This is a genomic window from Rothia sp. 32237D007AR (genome assembly GCF_053544675.1).
The window spans coordinates 134,194-150,198 of the sequence record NZ_JBPPUO010000003.1 but is presented as its reverse complement, the minus strand read 5'-3'; the positions used below and the strand labels follow the sequence as shown (position 1 = coordinate 150,198).

Annotated in this window: 15 protein-coding genes; 1 reads left to right on the top strand and 14 read right to left on the bottom strand. The window is 52.3% G+C overall.

The window, feature by feature from the left end; genetic code table 11:
• Positions 1–17: 17 nt before the first annotated feature.
• The 13 genes from smpB to glf all read right to left on the bottom strand — a co-directional run bounded on the left by smpB (position 18) and on the right by glf (position 11,517).
• Positions 18–512 (bottom strand): SsrA-binding protein SmpB, encoded by a 495-nt coding sequence (gene smpB / locus ACED87_RS03420; RefSeq protein WP_449082850.1) that lies wholly within the window; start codon positions 510–512, stop codon positions 18–20.
• Positions 509–1,633 carry a peptide chain release factor 2 gene (gene prfB / locus ACED87_RS03415; protein ID WP_449089607.1) on the bottom strand — a complete coding sequence of 375 codons (1,125 nt, stop codon included), beginning with the start codon at positions 1,631–1,633 and terminating at the stop codon, positions 509–511. The genes smpB and prfB overlap by 4 nt, the downstream gene beginning before the upstream one ends.
• Before the next feature lie 82 nt (positions 1,634–1,715).
• Positions 1,716–2,207: a Tad domain-containing protein gene (locus tag ACED87_RS03410; RefSeq protein WP_449089606.1), complete on the bottom strand. Its 492-nt coding sequence runs from the start codon at positions 2,205–2,207 to the stop codon at positions 1,716–1,718.
• Entirely contained in the window at positions 2,207–2,665 is a 459-nt protein-coding gene (locus ACED87_RS03405) for a hypothetical protein (protein WP_449082735.1), read from the bottom strand. The genes ACED87_RS03410 and ACED87_RS03405 overlap by 1 nt, the downstream gene beginning before the upstream one ends.
• A complete protein-coding gene (locus ACED87_RS03400; protein WP_449089605.1) occupies positions 2,646–3,023 on the bottom strand; it encodes a TadE/TadG family type IV pilus assembly protein in 378 nt (125 codons plus the stop codon). Before ACED87_RS03400 ends, ACED87_RS03405 begins: the two co-directional genes overlap by 20 nt.
• 18 nt (positions 3,024–3,041) lie before the next feature.
• Positions 3,042–3,239: a hypothetical protein gene (locus ACED87_RS03395; protein WP_449089617.1), complete on the bottom strand. Its 198-nt coding sequence runs from the start codon at positions 3,237–3,239 to the stop codon at positions 3,042–3,044.
• Between the two features lie 66 nt (positions 3,240–3,305).
• Positions 3,306–3,947: a type II secretion system F family protein gene (locus tag ACED87_RS03390; protein WP_449082731.1), complete on the bottom strand. Its 642-nt coding sequence runs from the start codon at positions 3,945–3,947 to the stop codon at positions 3,306–3,308.
• 290 nt (positions 3,948–4,237) lie between these two features.
• Positions 4,238–5,092, bottom strand: a complete 855-nt coding sequence (locus ACED87_RS03385) for a type II secretion system F family protein (protein ID WP_449089604.1) — start codon at positions 5,090–5,092, stop codon at positions 4,238–4,240.
• On the bottom strand, positions 5,089–6,333 hold the full coding sequence (locus ACED87_RS03380; protein ID WP_449089603.1) for a CpaF family protein: 1,245 nt from the start codon (positions 6,331–6,333) through the stop codon (positions 5,089–5,091). Before ACED87_RS03380 ends, ACED87_RS03385 begins: the two co-directional genes overlap by 4 nt.
• Before the next feature lie 316 nt (positions 6,334–6,649).
• The gene (locus ACED87_RS03375; RefSeq protein WP_449082725.1) at positions 6,650–7,426 is read right to left on the bottom strand and encodes an ABC transporter ATP-binding protein; all 777 of its coding nucleotides are present in this window, start codon (positions 7,424–7,426) and stop codon (positions 6,650–6,652) included.
• 4 nt (positions 7,427–7,430) lie between these two features.
• The gene (locus ACED87_RS03370; RefSeq protein WP_449082723.1) at positions 7,431–8,312 is read right to left on the bottom strand and encodes an ABC transporter permease; all 882 of its coding nucleotides are present in this window, start codon (positions 8,310–8,312) and stop codon (positions 7,431–7,433) included.
• Positions 8,309–10,303 carry a glycosyltransferase gene (locus ACED87_RS03365; protein WP_449082721.1) on the bottom strand — a complete coding sequence of 665 codons (1,995 nt, stop codon included), beginning with the start codon at positions 10,301–10,303 and terminating at the stop codon, positions 8,309–8,311. Before ACED87_RS03365 ends, ACED87_RS03370 begins: the two co-directional genes overlap by 4 nt.
• 26 nt (positions 10,304–10,329) lie before the next feature.
• Complete coding sequence (glf, locus tag ACED87_RS03360) at positions 10,330–11,517, bottom strand: UDP-galactopyranose mutase (protein WP_449082719.1); 1,188 nt, start codon at positions 11,515–11,517, stop codon at positions 10,330–10,332.
• A 326-nt stretch (positions 11,518–11,843) separates the two neighbouring features.
• On the opposite strand from glf, the gene ACED87_RS03355 reads away from it, so the two are divergent.
• Entirely contained in the window at positions 11,844–15,602 is a 3,759-nt protein-coding gene (locus tag ACED87_RS03355) for an FtsK/SpoIIIE domain-containing protein (protein ID WP_449089602.1), read from the top strand.
• Here the strand turns inward: ACED87_RS03355 and ACED87_RS03350 are convergent.
• Entirely contained in the window at positions 15,568–15,951 is a 384-nt protein-coding gene (locus tag ACED87_RS03350) for a hypothetical protein (RefSeq protein WP_449082715.1), read from the bottom strand. The two genes, ACED87_RS03355 and ACED87_RS03350, sit on opposite strands and share 35 nt — an antisense overlap.
• Positions 15,952–16,005: the final 54 nt, after the last annotated feature.

The window sequence follows — 16,005 nt, the reverse complement described above, 5'->3', positions numbered from 1 at the left end:
CTCCTTCGAGTAGGTTATTAGCCCAGGTTCTTATAGCGCATAGCACGCTGAGCTTCTAGATTGTCCTGGCGCTCGCGTAGGGCCTGACGCTTATCGTAGTCGCGTTTACCGGTAGCCAGGGCAATTTCAACCTTGGCGCGGCCCTTACTGAAATAAAGTTTCAAAGGCACCACCGTGTAGCCGCTTTCGTTGAGCTTCTGGGCGATTTTATTGATTTCGCTGCGATGCATGAGCAGTTTGCGGCGGCGGCGGGCAGCGTGATTAGTCCAAGACCCTCGCCCGTATTCAGCGATATGAATACCCTCTAACCACAGCTCATTGCCATACATCTGGCAAAAACCATCGGTGATAGAAGCACCACCATCACGCAAAGATTTCACCTCGGTGCCCATGAGCACTAGGCCAGCCTCCCAGGTTTCTAGGATGTTGTAGTTATGGCGAGCGCGGCGGTTGGAGGCGATGGTGTGGTTGTTGGGGTCTTCTTTCGTTACTTTTTTCTTAGCCACGATTATTCTTCGTTCTTTCTTTTCTGTCGTTCGGCGGCGCGCCATCGCACACCGGCGTCGATGAAGCCGTCCAGTGCCCCGTCGAATACGGCGCTGGGGTTTCCCTCTTCATAGTTGGTGCGTAGGTCTTTGACCATCTGGTAGGGGTTGAGCACATAGGAGCGCATCTGGTCGCCCCAGGAGGCCTTGACGTCACCGGCGAGTTCCTTCTTTTTGGCGTCCTCTTGTTCTTTACGCAGTAGGAGCAGGCGAGATTGTAGGACGCGTAGCGCAGCGGCTCGGTTTTGTAGCTGGGATTTTTCGTTTTGCATCGATACTACGATGCCGGTGGGTATGTGGGTCATGCGCACAGCTGAGTCTGTGGTGTTGACGGATTGACCGCCGGGGCCAGATGAGCGGAAGACATCAACTTTGAGTTCGGCTTCGGGGATCTCGATGTGGTCGGTTTGCTCAATGAGGGGGATGACTTCTACTGCGGCGAAGGAGGTCATGCGTTTGCCCTGGCTATTGAAGGGTGAGATGCGCACCAGGCGGTGGGTTCCTGCTTCGATGGATAGGCGCCCAAAGGCGTAGGGGGCTTTGACCTCAAAGGTTGCTGATTTGAGGCCGGCTTCTTCGGCGTAGGAGGTGTCCATGACAGTGGTGTCAAAGCCGTTTTTTTCTGCCCAGCGCAGGTACATGCGCATGAGCATTTCGGCGAAGTCGGCGGCATCTACGCCACCGGCTCCTGCTCGGATGGTGACGACGGCATCGCGCTGGTCGTACTCGCCGGAGAGGAGGGTGATGACTTCAAGCTCTGCTAGGCGTTTTTCGATAGCGCGCAGTTCGGTTTCCGCTTCGGCCAGGGTTTGGGTGTCGCTTTCTTCTTCGGCTAGTTCGACCATGATGTCAAGGTCGTCAATGGCCTGGTTTAGTTTGAGGAGCTTATCGAGTTCAGCTTGTTTGTGGGAGAGCTGGGAGGTTACTTTTTGGGCGGCGTCGGGGTTGTCCCAGAGGTCCGGGGCGCCGGCTGCTTCAGAGAGTTCTGCGATGGTAGCGCGAAGCTGCTCAACGTCGCTGACCTCTTCGATGGAGGCGTAGGTTGAGCGTAAGGTTTTGATGTGGGCAGAAAAATCTAAAGTAGCCATGACTATTAACTCTAACTGAAAAGGAGGGTAAGCGCCCGGTTTTGCCCAGCTTTTGCGCTGATGGGGCAGAGCTGTGGGTGTTCTACTGTTGGGTGGTGATGACGCGTGCCTTGCCGGTAACGGTGATATCGATACCATCAGGTAGCACGATGGAGAGTAAGGGCGGGTGGGCTCTTGCTGAGAGGACGACGGTTGCCGTATGGTGTTCGGGCGCTCCAGTTGCGCGGTTCAAGGCTAGATGGGAGAAATCAGCCCCAGCGCCACTTTCATGCAGGAAAGTCTGAGCGGACGCCTGCACCCCGGCGTTGGTGAGTCTCACCTGTGCCTGGGACGCCCCTACTGCGGTGATACCTTCGATGCGTTGCGCAGCTGAGGTTGCAGCCTGATCAGCTAAAGCTTGCAGACGTGCTCTTTCTAGGTAGACTGAGCTCACTCCAGTAACGGTAGAGGCAATCAGTAGCAGCACCAGACAGAGCCCCACGATCAGAGGAAGCACACTCCCCTGCTCAGCTTCATGCTCTTTTTCTGTCTCTCCTTGAGACGATTCAGAATAGTGGGCGTGTTTCTTGAGCATCAGGAGTAATCACCTCCCCAGCTCACAGCCTGGGAGGTCATCGTAGCCAGGGTAGGTGCTCCTGGCCAGGGCACCAGGGGCAACTCCACCTCAACTCTTACCTCTACAGTTACCCGCTCCCCCGGTGCGCAGGTATCCTCACAGCCTAAGGTGGCTGTAACAGCCCCAGCATCTATACCAAAGTCGCTTGCTGTCAGCACCGCAACAGCTTGGACAGCAGATTGGCTACGCTGCTCCGGGGGTAGAAACTGAATGACCTGTAGAGCGTGGGCACTAGCGTTAGAGGCCGCGAAGGCCGCTGACTGCATGGCAAAAACCGAGAGCAGAAAATAAACTGTGGGCACCATCAGCAGGGCACCTAAGCCAATAAATTCGACCAGGGCACTGCCCCTGTCAGAATGATCTGACCTTTCTGCTACTTTAGGTTCTTCACCGGGTTTATCGCTGAACCACAGCATGCCCGCTCACCTCCCACTGGGCGTCCACACCAAAGGGGCCAAGCAGTGGGACCGGGGCAACAACGGTCACTTGCACAGCATCTACTCCCTGCCACTGGGTGACAGAGCTACTAATCTTCGCCGAATACTGGTCAGGGAGCACAGAGTAGAGCAAGTCGTGTGTGCGCTCTTCACCATCAGCGGGCGTCCTATCGAGCATGGCCCCATAGCGGGCACCTTGAGAGGCAGCATCTTGCAGTACGTTTCGGGTAAACATGGCAAAAGCGATTTGCACAACGCTCAGGAAAAGTAAAACAACCAGGGCAGAAACCATCACGAACTCTGCCGTTGCGTTTCCTCTTTCCTTCTCAAGGGCCACAGCTCTCACAGGACTCCCCTAGCGGCTAATCATCGACATCGCATTATTGAACATATTCACCAGAGCATCCTGAGCAATCACCAAAATAGCGGCCACGAGGATAGCGGACATCATCGTGATCATCACCCAGCCGGGTACGTCACCACGCTCAGCATCATCTGCGCTAGGCAGAGGGGCAAAAATGCTGATAAGGGCCTTAAGATAGGTGTCGGTCATAAACTTTTTCATGGGTTCTCCTTATACATAAGAGGGTGAATAGAAAGCGCCTAGAGGAAGGCAAGATTAGAAATTAAGATTAAGAAGGGAAAGGCCTGGAAACATCGCAAAAAGCACAGTGAGCGGAAGAATCAGAAAGACAACGGGCGCCATCATGCCGATTTCTTTCTTCCCTGCTGTTTCCATCAGCTCACGCTTGGCGTTATCCCGCACATCTTGTGCCTGGGCTCGCAAGACATCAGCCAGAGGTGTGCCACGTTCAATAGCCACCACTAGGCCGTCCACAAAACGGGAGAGGGCCGCCACCGAAGTTCGCTGAGAAAAACTTTGCAAAGCAACAACCAGTGATTCACCAGAGCGAGTCATAGCGAGAATAGTTCGAAACTCACCAGAGAGCTCTCCCTGAGAACTGCGCACCACCCGCTCAAGCGAACCGATAGCTGACTCCCCTGCGGTAACAGATAAGGCCATCAACTCAGCTAAGGCGGGAAACTCAGCTAGCATCGTTTTTTCCCGTTTAGCAATCTGCTGAGATAGCCAGTAATCACGAGCAAGAAAACCGGCCGCAGCACCTAACACGATGAGAAGAAAGCCCGGCACAAGATTTAGTGTGCCGTGGGCAAGTCCCACAGCTACCAGACAAATACAGAGCCCAGCAGCCAGCAAACTCCACAGCACCTGTTGCACCCGGTATTCAGCAACCGTCAAACCCCTACCTAACTGGGCAAGACGTTTTTCAAGAGCCACTGTATCGAAGCTAGATTTGCCCAAACTCCGGTAAATCTTTTCGACCCAGGGGGCCAGAAGGGCAGCACTTGCACCGTAGATACCTTCTGGCAAGGTACTATACGGGGCATCTGAGCGGCTCTTTTTAAGTTCTGCTGCGCGCAATTGGGGTGCTATACGGTCTGCGAAGCTTTCCCGCCGCTGGTGCCACATACCTGAAAGAACCAACCAGAGCCCTGCGGCAAGACTCAGGCCAAGGAGAAGAGAAAGATTCATGTAAGGACCCTCTTCTCTTCAGGTAGAGCACCGATACGCATCATGAGCCGGTAGGCAATAATAGTTAGTACGAGCCCACTTGCTAAGACCACAAAGCCAGCAAAGCTGTTATAGATTCTGATGGTACTAGGCTGGGTTGCCATTAAACCCAAGACAACCCAGGGGGCCACACAGGCCAGACGCGCAGCATTAACCGTCCATGATTGTCTAGCTTCAAGCTCAGAACGGGTTCTACTGTTCTCACGTAAAAAGGAGCTTAAGGTTCCTAGAAGTCGACCTAAGTCGGTGCCACCAACTTCGCGGGTCACTTTAAGGGCCTCAATGATGTTATCGGCTGTAGGGTCGCTCAAACGGTCTTTAAGACGGTTCAGAGCAGGCAAGAACTCGCCGCTAGCCAGGTAGTCTGCAGCAAAACTGGCAAAAGCTGGGCGTAGAGGTTCTGGGCCCCGGTATTGAAGTTGCATGAGGGCATCTGGAAGCGATAAGCCAGCACGGATAGCTGACCGCAAGTGATCTACCGCGTCAGGCCATAGATCTCGCAGCTGAGCCTGCCGTTGAGTTGCCCGGTGTTTGACCAGAAAATAGGGGCCAAAGAAGCCAACGCCTGCAGCAAGTAGAGCAAGAGGGACCAAGGACGTCAGGGCAAAAGTTAGGACCATGGCCACTAGAGCAGCTACAGCCGAGACTGCATAAAACATACCCACAGTGAACTTCTCAAGATCTGCCTGACGAAGGAGCTGCTGCATGACGGGAGCTTTGCGTTTTTTCTTTCCGCGGCTGGGACGCTCCCAGAAGGACATATAGATAAAAAGCGCACCAATACCGAACATAAGGCCAAAGAAAGCACTCATACCAGCTCTGCCTCGCAGTTAAGCAGAGATTCAGGAGCATAACCAGCCCTCAGAAACTTCTCCGGTGAGGGTACCTCTGAGGCAACACACACCAGCTGCTCACCTTCACGCCTAAAAAGTGTGCTGGTCTCAATCACGCCGTGTTCAACACGATTACCCACCGCAAGAATCTCTCGAACGTAGCGCCTCCCTCTCAAATCGCGGTCGCAATGCACTACCAGGTCAAAACAAGAAGCTACCGTCGGCACAACAAAAGAACTTGAGATATTATCACCGGCTAAAAGCGGGAGTGTGCACATCTTGGTGATAGCGTCACGGGCAGAGTTAGCGTGGATAGTGCATAAGCCCGGCAGCCCAGAATTCAAAGCTATCAACATATCAAGGGACTCAGCTTCACGTACCTCACCAATAATTAAACGGTCAGGTCTCATACGCAAGGCTTCTTTCACCAGACGCCGTAGAGGAATCTCCCCATGCCCTTCAAGGTTGGGCTGACGGCACTGCATATTCACAACATCGCGCAACGGAATCTTAAGCTCAAAAATCTCTTCACAGGTGATAACACGTTCTCGCATACCAATTGAGGCCGATAAACAGTTCAACATAGTTGTTTTACCAGCTTGAGTTGCCCCTGACACCAGGCAATTGAGACCGCTAGCAACAGCTGCATCCAAAAACTTTGCAGCCTCTAGGCTCAGAGAGTCCAGTTTCACTAAATCATTTAAACGGGTTGCCCGAGCAATGAACTTACGAATGTTGATGGCCCAATGTTGGCGGGTAACATCGGGTATAGCTACATGGAGCCTAGAGCCGTCCGGCAGTGAGCTGTCAACAAAAGGCGTGCTCAGATCCAGGCGACGGCCCGAGGTTTTGAGCATACGCTCTACCAGTGCACGAATCTGTTCTTCGCTCAGGCTCAAGCCAGTTAGCTCCGATTCCCCGGCCCTAGCCACAAAAATCTCATCCGGGGCGTTAATCCATACCTCTTCGACAGAGCTATCATCAAGAAACTGTTGAATCTCGCCAAAGCCGCACACCTTGTCAAACAAGGTGCTCATGAGGGTATCAGCGTTCTCAAGCCGCGGCACTGCCCCGCGCAGCATCTGGTGCTCATACTCTGCGATTGCCTGCTGAATGAGCTCTTTAGCTTCACTCTGCTGTACAAGCGGATCAAGGCTACTACGGCGAATTAAATCGCGTACATCTGCTTCGATAAGCTCTTCTGCGTGCGCTATAGGCATTTGTCCCCCTTACGTCCTGTTCTTACCCATCGGTGAATTCTCCAACAAGATACAGTTGATTAGGTCAAACAATCAAACGGCAGAAGAAAATTCTGTGGATAAATCAGCCGGGTGCGCCTCTGCCCCACAGGTTAGATCCCATACAAGTTTTGCTTGATAAGGCACGACAACTCAAGGGCAGAACTTTTCCACAGCCCCTCATTTTCATTGCAGAAATTCGTAACGTTTAGACACGCAACTAGTTACTGACTAGTAACAACGCACAAAAATACCCACAAGCTAGGGAGCTTGTGGGTACTTTAGGGGAAGACTTCTCTTACCGAGATTTAGCCCTCATGAACTCAATCGCCTGGTCAATAGGACCATCAAACTGTTTAGAACCGTGATCCAAAACGACACCACGCTCACAAATCCTAGCCACCAAATCAAGGTCATGACTGACTACAACCAGGGTTTTCCCCTCAGCACTCAAGTCACGAATCTTAGCGATACACTTCTTCTGGAAAGGCTCATCGCCCACCGCCAGGATCTCATCCACCAAGAAAATCTCCGGGTCAGTATGAACAGCCACAGCAAACGCCAGACGCAAATACATGCCCGATGAGTAGAACTTCACCTCGGTATCAATAAAGTTGCCGATTTCAGAGAACTCAACAATTTCATCGAACTTTGCTTCGATCTGTTCCTTGCTCATACCAAGGATTGCGGCGTTGAGGTACACGTTATCCCGCCCGGTAAGGTCGGGGTGAAAGCCTGCACCGACCTCAATAAGCCCGGCAATGCGTCCGCCCGTCAGCACCATACCTTCATCAGGGTGCATCACACCCGAAATCAGCTTGAGCAAGGTTGACTTGCCAGAACCGTTATAACCCAGCAAGGCAACGCGCTCACCTTCACGAATATCTAAAGAGACCCCGTTGAGCGCATTGAATTTCTCATTCAAATCTCCCTTGCGGCCCTTCATCAACCAGACGAAAGCTTCCTTCATCGAACGGGTATGGCGCAGCACAAAGCGTTTGACCAGCGACTCAACCCTAATAACCACCGGGGCGCTATCAGTCACAGGCGGTAAATCGAACTTCTTGATATCCATACGATCAGAGCTCCTGGGCGAAGTTGCCCTCGAGCTTACGGAAAAGTAAGTCACCAAGGAACAAGGTTACTAGCGAAACGCCCAAGGCAACCGGCACCCACAGAGTAAGTAGATGCGGAGGGATCTGCGAGGTTGGTAGAGCCAAAGCCTCCTCAGACAAAGTGGGGATCCAGAAAGCATAGTGAAACAGTTCAACAGCAACGGTCAGAGGGTTCAGAAGATAAACATTAATAACCCACGAATAGAGAGTATCTCGCACCATAGTCCATGAATACAGCACCGGAGAAAACCAGGTAGCAACCATCAGGAGCATATCCACAATATTCTCTGAATCACGGAAAAAGACATTAGCCACACCAAAAATCAGGCCAAGCCCCGCAGAGAACACCATAATAATCACCATGGCAACAAGAGCCGCAGCAACCTGCTTCACATCTGGGCTCCACCCGGCAAAAATACAAGCCAGCAAAAGCACCACAATCTGAGGCACAAAGTGGATCAAAGCCACCCAAATCGTTGAGACCGAGAACAGCTCACGAGGAAGGTAAATCTTCTTAATCAAGGCACCATTAACAACCATGGCCTTAGCCCCATTACTGAAGCCTTCAGAGAAGAAGTTAATGACAACCATGCCAGAGAACAGGTAAATAGCATAATTCTGCATGCCCCGTTCCAAGCCCAGAAAAAGGCCCATGGCAATGTAGAAGACACCGAACTGCACACCCGGTTTAATATACGACCAAAGAATACCCAAGACAGACCCACGGTAGCGAACCTGGATTTCCTTGTCGACCAGCAGCTTCAAAAGATAACGATTTTGAAGGACATCTCGTAGACCTCTACCACGCCCTGGGGGCAAAAGAGGGTGAACTATTTGCTTACTCATCGGGTCAGCTCAGACTCCGTATGCTTCTTGAAAGTATCAGCCCACGCATCGTACGACGCTACTTCAGCTGCTGCTGAACGATACTGTTGACGCAATTCAGCCCAATTCTTATAGAGCTTGGCATGTAGCTTCGAAGCACGAGCCAAATTCTCCCGAAGCTTCTTGGGGTCACGCTGATACCAGAAGACACCGGTCCCCTCAGCGTTAGTCACCAAGAGCGAATCAAACTTAGAAACAGTCCACCAACGATTCTCAGAGTAATTCAGCTGAATCTGGGGGTTTGTCTTCGCCAAATCATCAACCGGCTTAAAGAGCTGACGCCCCACAGTCGAAACAGCCCAGGGAATAAGCTTCCGGTAGCCAGGGGAACTAAAGTTACGACGTCCCTTGAAAGGAGGTTTAGTCGTCTTGGGCTGAGGGTACTCATCGACATCTGACTTGAGCTGAGCGTCCTGGAACTCCTTCACCTTACCGCGAATAACAGGCAGGCGCTCGCTGAGAGAAGGGTGCAGATGTTCTGGGCCAGAGAGCAAATCTTCGATAGCCATCAGGCGGCCTTCTTCTGTATAGTACTGCATCGATAGAGCATGCTTTACATCCAAGAAGAGAGATTCGCGTAGGACCGCTCCACCCTTTTCAAAGGGGGAATGGATAAGGGCAGTAATAAGGCGGTTACGCTCGTGGAAGTAAGCCTGCCAGCCGACGGAGTCGTCCTTATCTTGCCACGATACGTGCCACAAGGCCGCACCGGGGAATGAGACGGTGGCGATTCCAGCTTCTTTAGCGCGAAGACCGTACTCTGCATCGTCCCATTTCAAGAAAAGGGGAAGTGACAGGCCAATCTTCTGAATGACCTCTGTAGGAATCAGGCACATCCACCAACCGTTATAGTCAACGTCTACACGGCGGTGCATCCAGTGCGTGTTACGGAGGTTGTTTCTACCTAAATCGTGCCCAAGAGACATATCAGCATGGGGCTTATCGTAAAAAGTGCGCCAGGGGTTCACTACTTCACCGAAGGCGTGCAGAACTGACCGGTCATACATATCGAACATGTGACCGCCCACAATAGTGGGGTTCTTGCAGTAATCAGCAAAGGTAATCAGACGCAAAATAGATTCAGGTTCAACAACGACGTCATCATCGAGCAACATAACGTAGTCTGACCCGTTATTAACAGACTCGAACATGCCGCGGGCAAAGCCGCCCGAACCACCCAGGTTTGCCTGGTTGATAATACGGAATTTGCCCGCAAGAGGAGCAACTACCTCTTCAAAGTCAGGGTGGTCTTGAACTTTATCGGTACCCTGATCAACAATCAGAATCTCTTTAACGGTTTCCAGAGCATCAAGGTTATTACCAAGGGAACGGATATTGTCGATGCAATACTGCACCTTGTTCATGGTGGTAATCTGCACGGTAGCTTTACCGCCAGCTTCTCCCAGGCGAGGCTTAATATTACCAAGCCACTCTGCCTTGATTAGGGTAAGGTCGCTGTGGGTGGCAGTAAGATCAAACCAATACCAGCCACCATCACCGAAGGGAGCTAGTGTCAGGTCAAAGGTGGAAGTTTCTGGCCCTTCAAGCACTTTAGCGTCCACGCGTTGGATAACACCGCGAGCATTTGACTTGTAGACCACGACCATACCTGAACCTTCAGTGGTGATACTGAGGGTTACTGATCTAAGGTCGGTCCATCGTCTCCAGTACGATGCGGGGAAGGCATTGAAATAGGTGCCAAAGGAAACAGTTTTACCTGCATCTAGGTGAGTTGAATGGCGACCTAGTAGGTCAGAGCTCATGGTTGCAGGGCCCGTTGAACTTTCGTTCTTCAACTCCTGTTGAGCAGTTGCCTTCTCAATGGTTTGAGCTGCGTCTCCGTCTAAGCGGGTAGGTAGTTGCACGCCGGTGGCGCTACCACTGTCAATATACAAGGGTATGACGTCAGTTTGTACAGCTTCAGGCAGAATAACCCGCTGTAGAGTTTTCATTGCAGTTACGCTTTTTTCGCTCATTGTTAGGCCTCGATTCCGCCAGATATCAGCTTTTCGCCCTTTTCGAAGTGGGGGCGGAGCTTATTGTCGAACATTGAGAGTGCTGCACCGATTGCCATGTGCATATCGAGGTACTTGTAGGTGCCCAGGCGTCCGCCGAAAAGGACGTTCTGCTCTCCCCCAGCTAGCTCACGGTACTTCAGGAGCATCTCGCGGTCGGCACCGGTGTTAATCGGGTAGTAAGGCTCATCGCCCTTTTCAGCAAAGCGGGAGTATTCGCGGTGGATGACGGTGGCATCCTTGGTGTAGTCACGCTCGGGGTGGAAGTGACGGAACTCGTGGATGCGGGTGAAGGGGTGGATTGCATCGGGGTAGTTCATGACGGGGCAGCCCTGGAAGTCTTCAATATCGAGGACTTCTTCTTCAAGGTCGATGGTTCGCCAGGAGAGGTCGCCTTCTGCGTAGTCAAAGTAGCGGTCGACCGGGCCGGTGTAGACAACGGGGACTTGGCTCAGCACCTTGGAACGGGAGTATTCGTGGCCTTCTTCAAAAAAGTCGGTATTGAGGTGAACTTCGATGTTGGGGTGGGCGGCCATGCGCTCAAGCCAGGCGGTGTAGCCGTCAACGGGCAGGCCTTCGTACTTGTCGTTGAAGTAGCGGTTGTCGTAGTTGTAGCGTACGGGCAGGCGGGAGATGATGGACGCGGGCAGGTCGGCGGGGTCGGTCTGCCACTGCTTGGCAGTGTAGTGCTTAATGAAGGCTTCGTAGAGCGGACGCCCGATGAGGGAAATGCCCTTATCGTTGAGGTTCTTGGGGTCAGTTCCAGCTAGTTCACCGGCTTGTTCCTGAATCAGGGCCTTAGCCTCTGCCGGTGAGTAGGCGGCGTTGAAGAACTGGTTGATGGTGCCCAGGTTGATGGGCATGGGGTACACGATACCGTTGTGGTTGGTGTAGACGCGGTGGGTGTAGTTGGTGAATCCGGTGAAACGGTTGACGTATTCCCAGACGCGTTCGTTAGAGGTGTGGAAGAGGTGAGCGCCGTAGCGGTGAACTTCGATCCCGGTCTTTTCTTCGTTTTCGCTGTATGCGTTACCGCCGATGTGGTGGCGGCGGTCGAGAAGGGCTACCTTGAGGCCAAGCTGGGTAGCAGCTTGCTCTGCGATGGTGAGGCCAAAGAGGCCAGAGCCTACAACTACAAGATCAGCGTTCACTTAACTTACTCCTTATTAGGGGTTGCGCACCTAGCGTGGGGATTGAGGCAACCGCGCTCTGCTACTACAGCGTAGAAGCTTAAACTTCAGTGTGTTCCTTCTATGTACGGTAAACACAGTTAATAACAAAAGTACCGGATATGGGCGGCCACTACCCGCTAACAGGCTGGAAAATTCGTGTGATTATTCCCCAGTCTCACTATCGGAGGTGACAGGGAGGTGAAAATCTTAAATTTTTCCCCGCCACCACCTAAAAACAACGCATATAGTTTGTTTTTCTGTTTTGCGCCCTTGCGATGGCAGGTTTCCAGGTCTTAGGTAGCCCTATGAAGCTTTTACTCCGCATCCAGCAACCTCCCGCTGGGCCTTACAGGTCGGTAGAACTTGAGTATTCACGAGGAACAACAGGGGCTATCTGCCATCAAGAACTGTGCTCCTTGTGGGGTAGCGATCATTTCAGCTGGAGCATTCAGGGGAACGATATCAGGGGGCTCACCCCTGGTCTTTCTCCCTGGGTTGATGGCGCCCAGCTCAAAGTATCAGGTTCTTTATCTCATCCGATTTGGTCTTCCCCTTCAGAGAGCCAACCTCTCTTTATCTTGCGCGTGATTCACGGGCCAGACTCACATTCTTACTTTCCCTTGGCACGAGGTAGCTGGGAAATCGGCAGACAAGCTTCTCTGCTCAGAGTTGAGGACCCCTCTCTCGCACCTATTGAGGGCTGCCTCGAAGTAACTGGCAGCGGAGTGTATTTCTCAGGGAAAGATGCGCACCACAGAATCACCATTGGGGAAAAATTTGTCTTAGGTAGTAGCGTCCTCGTTCTTGACCAGCATGAGAAGAGCCCTCCCCTTTTCTGTGACCCTGAGATTCAAGAGATTGATGTTCCTGCGCCTAAATCTAAGCTACTTACCGTGGCTATGATGATTTTCCCTCTCATCATCGGGCTCGTCATTGCCTGGTTTACAAAACTGTGGTTTATTCTTCTGATGGCTTGTGGGTCCTCACTTTTGATGGGTCTTCATGCCTTTACACAAGGCCATGAACGGTCTTCGGTACGCCGGGAAATAGCGCACCTTGCCCATGCGGAAGAAGAAGCAGTAGTCAGCTACCGGGGAGCTGATGCGGTACACGCTACTACAGGTTTTATCGTAGGACGCGGCACCCGACCATTACGAGTCATGGGACGGCAACGTGAGTTAGAGCAATTACCTGAAGTCCAGGCAGCACCTTATACGGTCAACGCAGAAGAACTTGCACAGATACTCCCTACCCTGCCTTTATCAGCCCAGAGGTTAGCTCTTTATCAGCTTGTAGCCAAGGAAGAGCCTGTCTATGTTCTGGTAGGGAAGAAAGATCCCGCCTGGTTTCTACGTCTTATTGATCCGCTGCTTGCTACAGCAAACGTACTTGCAGTATCCACAGCAGAACTTGATAGCGTCGATGCTGGTGTGGTGGTGTGCTGTTCTATACCGGCGTCCTTACCAGCGCAGCTAAGGGCCTTTCCTGTCAGTTCTTATTCCTCCCCCCAGTCGCCCACAGACCTCTTTTCTCCACCCCACCCTTGGCATAGCTTCGTTGTAGATGGAATCAGCGAAGAGCGTTACTGTGCGCTACTAGCTGACCTCACGCCCGGTCAGCTATCCCCTATTTCCCAAGGTTTAGCTGGCGCTAAAGTACTGACATCTCACATACCAGCCTATGGTCTGACTGAGTTACCGCAGGAGGGTGCACATAAGAACCTGTGGGCGGCAGAGATTTTTCTCTTCGCAGGCCAGGCCTGCGGGAGTAATGCCAATCTACAACTGGGGCTGACCCTTCACGGCCCTCATTTCCTCTGCGCGGGAACAACAGGTTCAGGTAAATCTCAGCTTCTTCGTTCGCTCTTGTGGTCAGCAGCACTACGCTACCCGCCCCAACGTCTTTCATTGATCCTCATTGATTTCAAAGGTGGCGCTGGTTTAGGCCCCTTAGCGTCCTTGCCCCACTGCGCTTCACTAATATCTGACCTTGAAACTTCTCAGCTGATGCGCACGATGAAATTTTTACGAGCAGATCTCACGCGGCGCAAACAGATGTGGAAACGCATGGGAATTAGCTCCTACGATGATTACATCGCCTGCTGCAAAGCTACCCGTACAGCCCCGGAGTTTTCAGAGCTTGTTATCTGTATCGATGAGTTTCGTATGCTCGTCGATGATTACCCAGAGATAATGAACGAAATAATGAAAATCGCTACTATCGGTAGATCACTGGGCTATCACCTTATCCTTGCTACCCAGCGCCCTCAGGGAGCAATTTCTCCCGATATTCGGGCCAACATTTCAACGCTGATGTGTCTGAGAGTAAGTTCTGCGCAGGAATCTTTTAGCGTCCTAGGCTCTGATGATGCTGCTCATCTTTCTGCGCAGTCCCCCGGCCGGGGGCTCCTCAAAAGCACTGAAAATGAGGTGGTTGAGTTTCAAGCACCTTTAATTACAGGGCTCTATGAGCAAGAACCAGAAGACCTCTGCCGTGCACGTTTTATTCTCGATATCGATGATTCTCACATGGCCAAGATGCTCCCGCCGCTGAGCGATACCGACCTTGAGGCTACCAATACGTCCGTTCATCAGGCTTATCAGGCACTTCACCAGTTACCTGCTTATCGGCCTATCGCCGCTGCCCTTCAGCCTCCCAAGCATACCGATATGCCAGATTCAGCTCACCCGTTTTCTTTGCTGCTGGGTCGCTACGAGATAGCAGAGTTAGGGCTTCAAGCTCCTTTTATCTGGACGCCTAGCAATGGCCCGGTCCTACTACAGGGATCTAGCAATGATTGTCTGCCGGCACTTCAGGTAACCCTTCTTCAAGCGCTGGAGAAAGGCTATGCCGTTTTATGTCTTACCCCCTCAGAGCAGCGGGCTCGAGAGATACGGGGCTGGGGTGAGGAGTATGCAGAGCAGGTTGAGGTCTTTACCTACCAGGATTTTGACTATGTACAGCATCTTCTAGCCTCTTGCGCAGAAGACCCCAAGCCTGGTCAGCTCCTACTGATAGATGCTCTCGAGGTGCTGCTTGATTCCCTTCAGCGGCACCCGGTAGCAGAATTCCACCTGCAGCAGATACTTACCATGGGCGAGCACCCCAAGGTCCAGGTTTTATGCACTTCAGTTACAGGAGTGCGGGGCAAGTACCAGCAAATTTTTGAGCACACCTTCATGACTCGTTCTGCTCTTGAAAGTGACCCTCTCCGCCCCCACACCAAGGATTACACGATACCGGGCAGTGGGCAGTTTGCGGTAGAAGGAAAATCTATCTACGACTCCTCGCAAGGACGGGTGCAGGCAGGTACGCTTGTCTGGGCAGCACTCGATACATCACCGAGTTCTTCAGACAAGGCCTCCTTACAGCCCACCACCCAGTTAGAGGGCTCTTACCCTGGCGAGCATTCCTGGCGCCCCTTACCCTTGTTCTGCCCTGTGCATGCTATCTCTCGTGCGCCTAAACCTCATTCAGGTGCACTTGCGTGTGGAGTGCTCAGAGACGGGTCTACAGCTTTCACCCCGCCTTTGCGGGCAGGGTTCATGAGTGTTAGCGGCCCTCGTGGGTCAGGGAAAACCAGCCTGCTCCAAACCTTCATCCAAGCTAATCCTGAGTATTATTTCATCCTTATCTCCTCAGGTGCTACTACTCAGATGGCAGATATCGAGCAGGCCCTCCTCGCGGGTGAAAGTCTAGGGGTTCGCCCTATATTGCTCATTGATAATCTTGATCAGCTCAGTCATGATGTGCAGCATACGATACTCAACCAGAAAGATAAATTTGAATCGGTTGTTCTTACCTATACTCCGTGGCCGCGCTGGAATACCTCCCCGATTCTTGCAGCCCTTAACGGCACGTCCACAGGTATCGTCCTTAGCCCACGAACCTCAGCAGATATGTCTTTCTACCCTGGCCTTACCTTACCGCTTGACCTTAGAACCTATGGTCAGTTACCGGCAGGGCGTGGAGTCATTATTGACCATGCAAGGGTTAGCGCTTTTCAAGCGGCCCTGCCAGAGGTAGAGGCTAGCGGGAAGAAGGAGTCAGATACTCGAGAGTAGAGCGAGTAAAAAGTAGCAAAATAACGGCCCCTCCAATCGTGGCTGCTGTGATTCCTACCAGGTGGTCCCCACCTAGGGCTGTTTGAATGCCAATAATAACGGCAAAGAGCTGCCAGACGAGCACAAGCGTCTGCCCAAAGCGCTGGGCCCGCCATATGGCAAGAGCGCCTACGCCAAGGGCTAGCGAGATAATAAAGTAGAAGGAGGCTGTCACTACAGCTCCCCCACTTTCAGTAGAGGTGATAATGCCGATGAGTGCGCGGAAGGCAAGGTATAGGGCCTGGCTTAAGCTTAAGCCAACCAAGATTTTCACTGGCCTGGGGACGGCTAAGGCACTAGAAGAAGCCATGTCTATCTCATTTCTCTTTCTTCCTAAAGGGTCTCCTATCTAGAATAGGCATCT

What these genes read in the sequence shown, in the direction of transcription:
- prfB (WP_449089607.1), bottom strand. Translation starts at nt 1,633, where the DNA reads ATGGCTACTTTAGATTTTTCTGCCCACATCAAAACCTTACGCTCAACC.
- ACED87_RS03410 (WP_449089606.1), bottom strand. Translation starts at nt 2,207, where the DNA reads ATGCTCAAGAAACACGCCCACTATTCTGAATCGTCTCAAGGAGAGACA.
- ACED87_RS03405 (WP_449082735.1), bottom strand. Translation starts at nt 2,665, where the DNA reads ATGCTGTGGTTCAGCGATAAACCCGGTGAAGAACCTAAAGTAGCAGAA.
- ACED87_RS03395 (WP_449089617.1), bottom strand. Translation starts at nt 3,239, where the DNA reads ATGACCGACACCTATCTTAAGGCCCTTATCAGCATTTTTGCCCCTCTG.
- ACED87_RS03385 (WP_449089604.1), bottom strand. Translation starts at nt 5,092, where the DNA reads ATGAGTGCTTTCTTTGGCCTTATGTTCGGTATTGGTGCGCTTTTTATC.
- ACED87_RS03380 (WP_449089603.1), bottom strand. Translation starts at nt 6,333, where the DNA reads ATGCCTATAGCGCACGCAGAAGAGCTTATCGAAGCAGATGTACGCGAT.
- ACED87_RS03375 (WP_449082725.1), bottom strand. Translation starts at nt 7,426, where the DNA reads ATGGATATCAAGAAGTTCGATTTACCGCCTGTGACTGATAGCGCCCCG.
- ACED87_RS03370 (WP_449082723.1), bottom strand. Translation starts at nt 8,312, where the DNA reads ATGAGTAAGCAAATAGTTCACCCTCTTTTGCCCCCAGGGCGTGGTAGA.
- ACED87_RS03365 (WP_449082721.1), bottom strand. Translation starts at nt 10,303, where the DNA reads ATGAAAACTCTACAGCGGGTTATTCTGCCTGAAGCTGTACAAACTGAC.
- ACED87_RS03355 (WP_449089602.1), top strand. Translation starts at nt 11,844, where the DNA reads ATGAAGCTTTTACTCCGCATCCAGCAACCTCCCGCTGGGCCTTACAGG.
- ACED87_RS03350 (WP_449082715.1), bottom strand. Translation starts at nt 15,951, where the DNA reads ATGGCTTCTTCTAGTGCCTTAGCCGTCCCCAGGCCAGTGAAAATCTTG.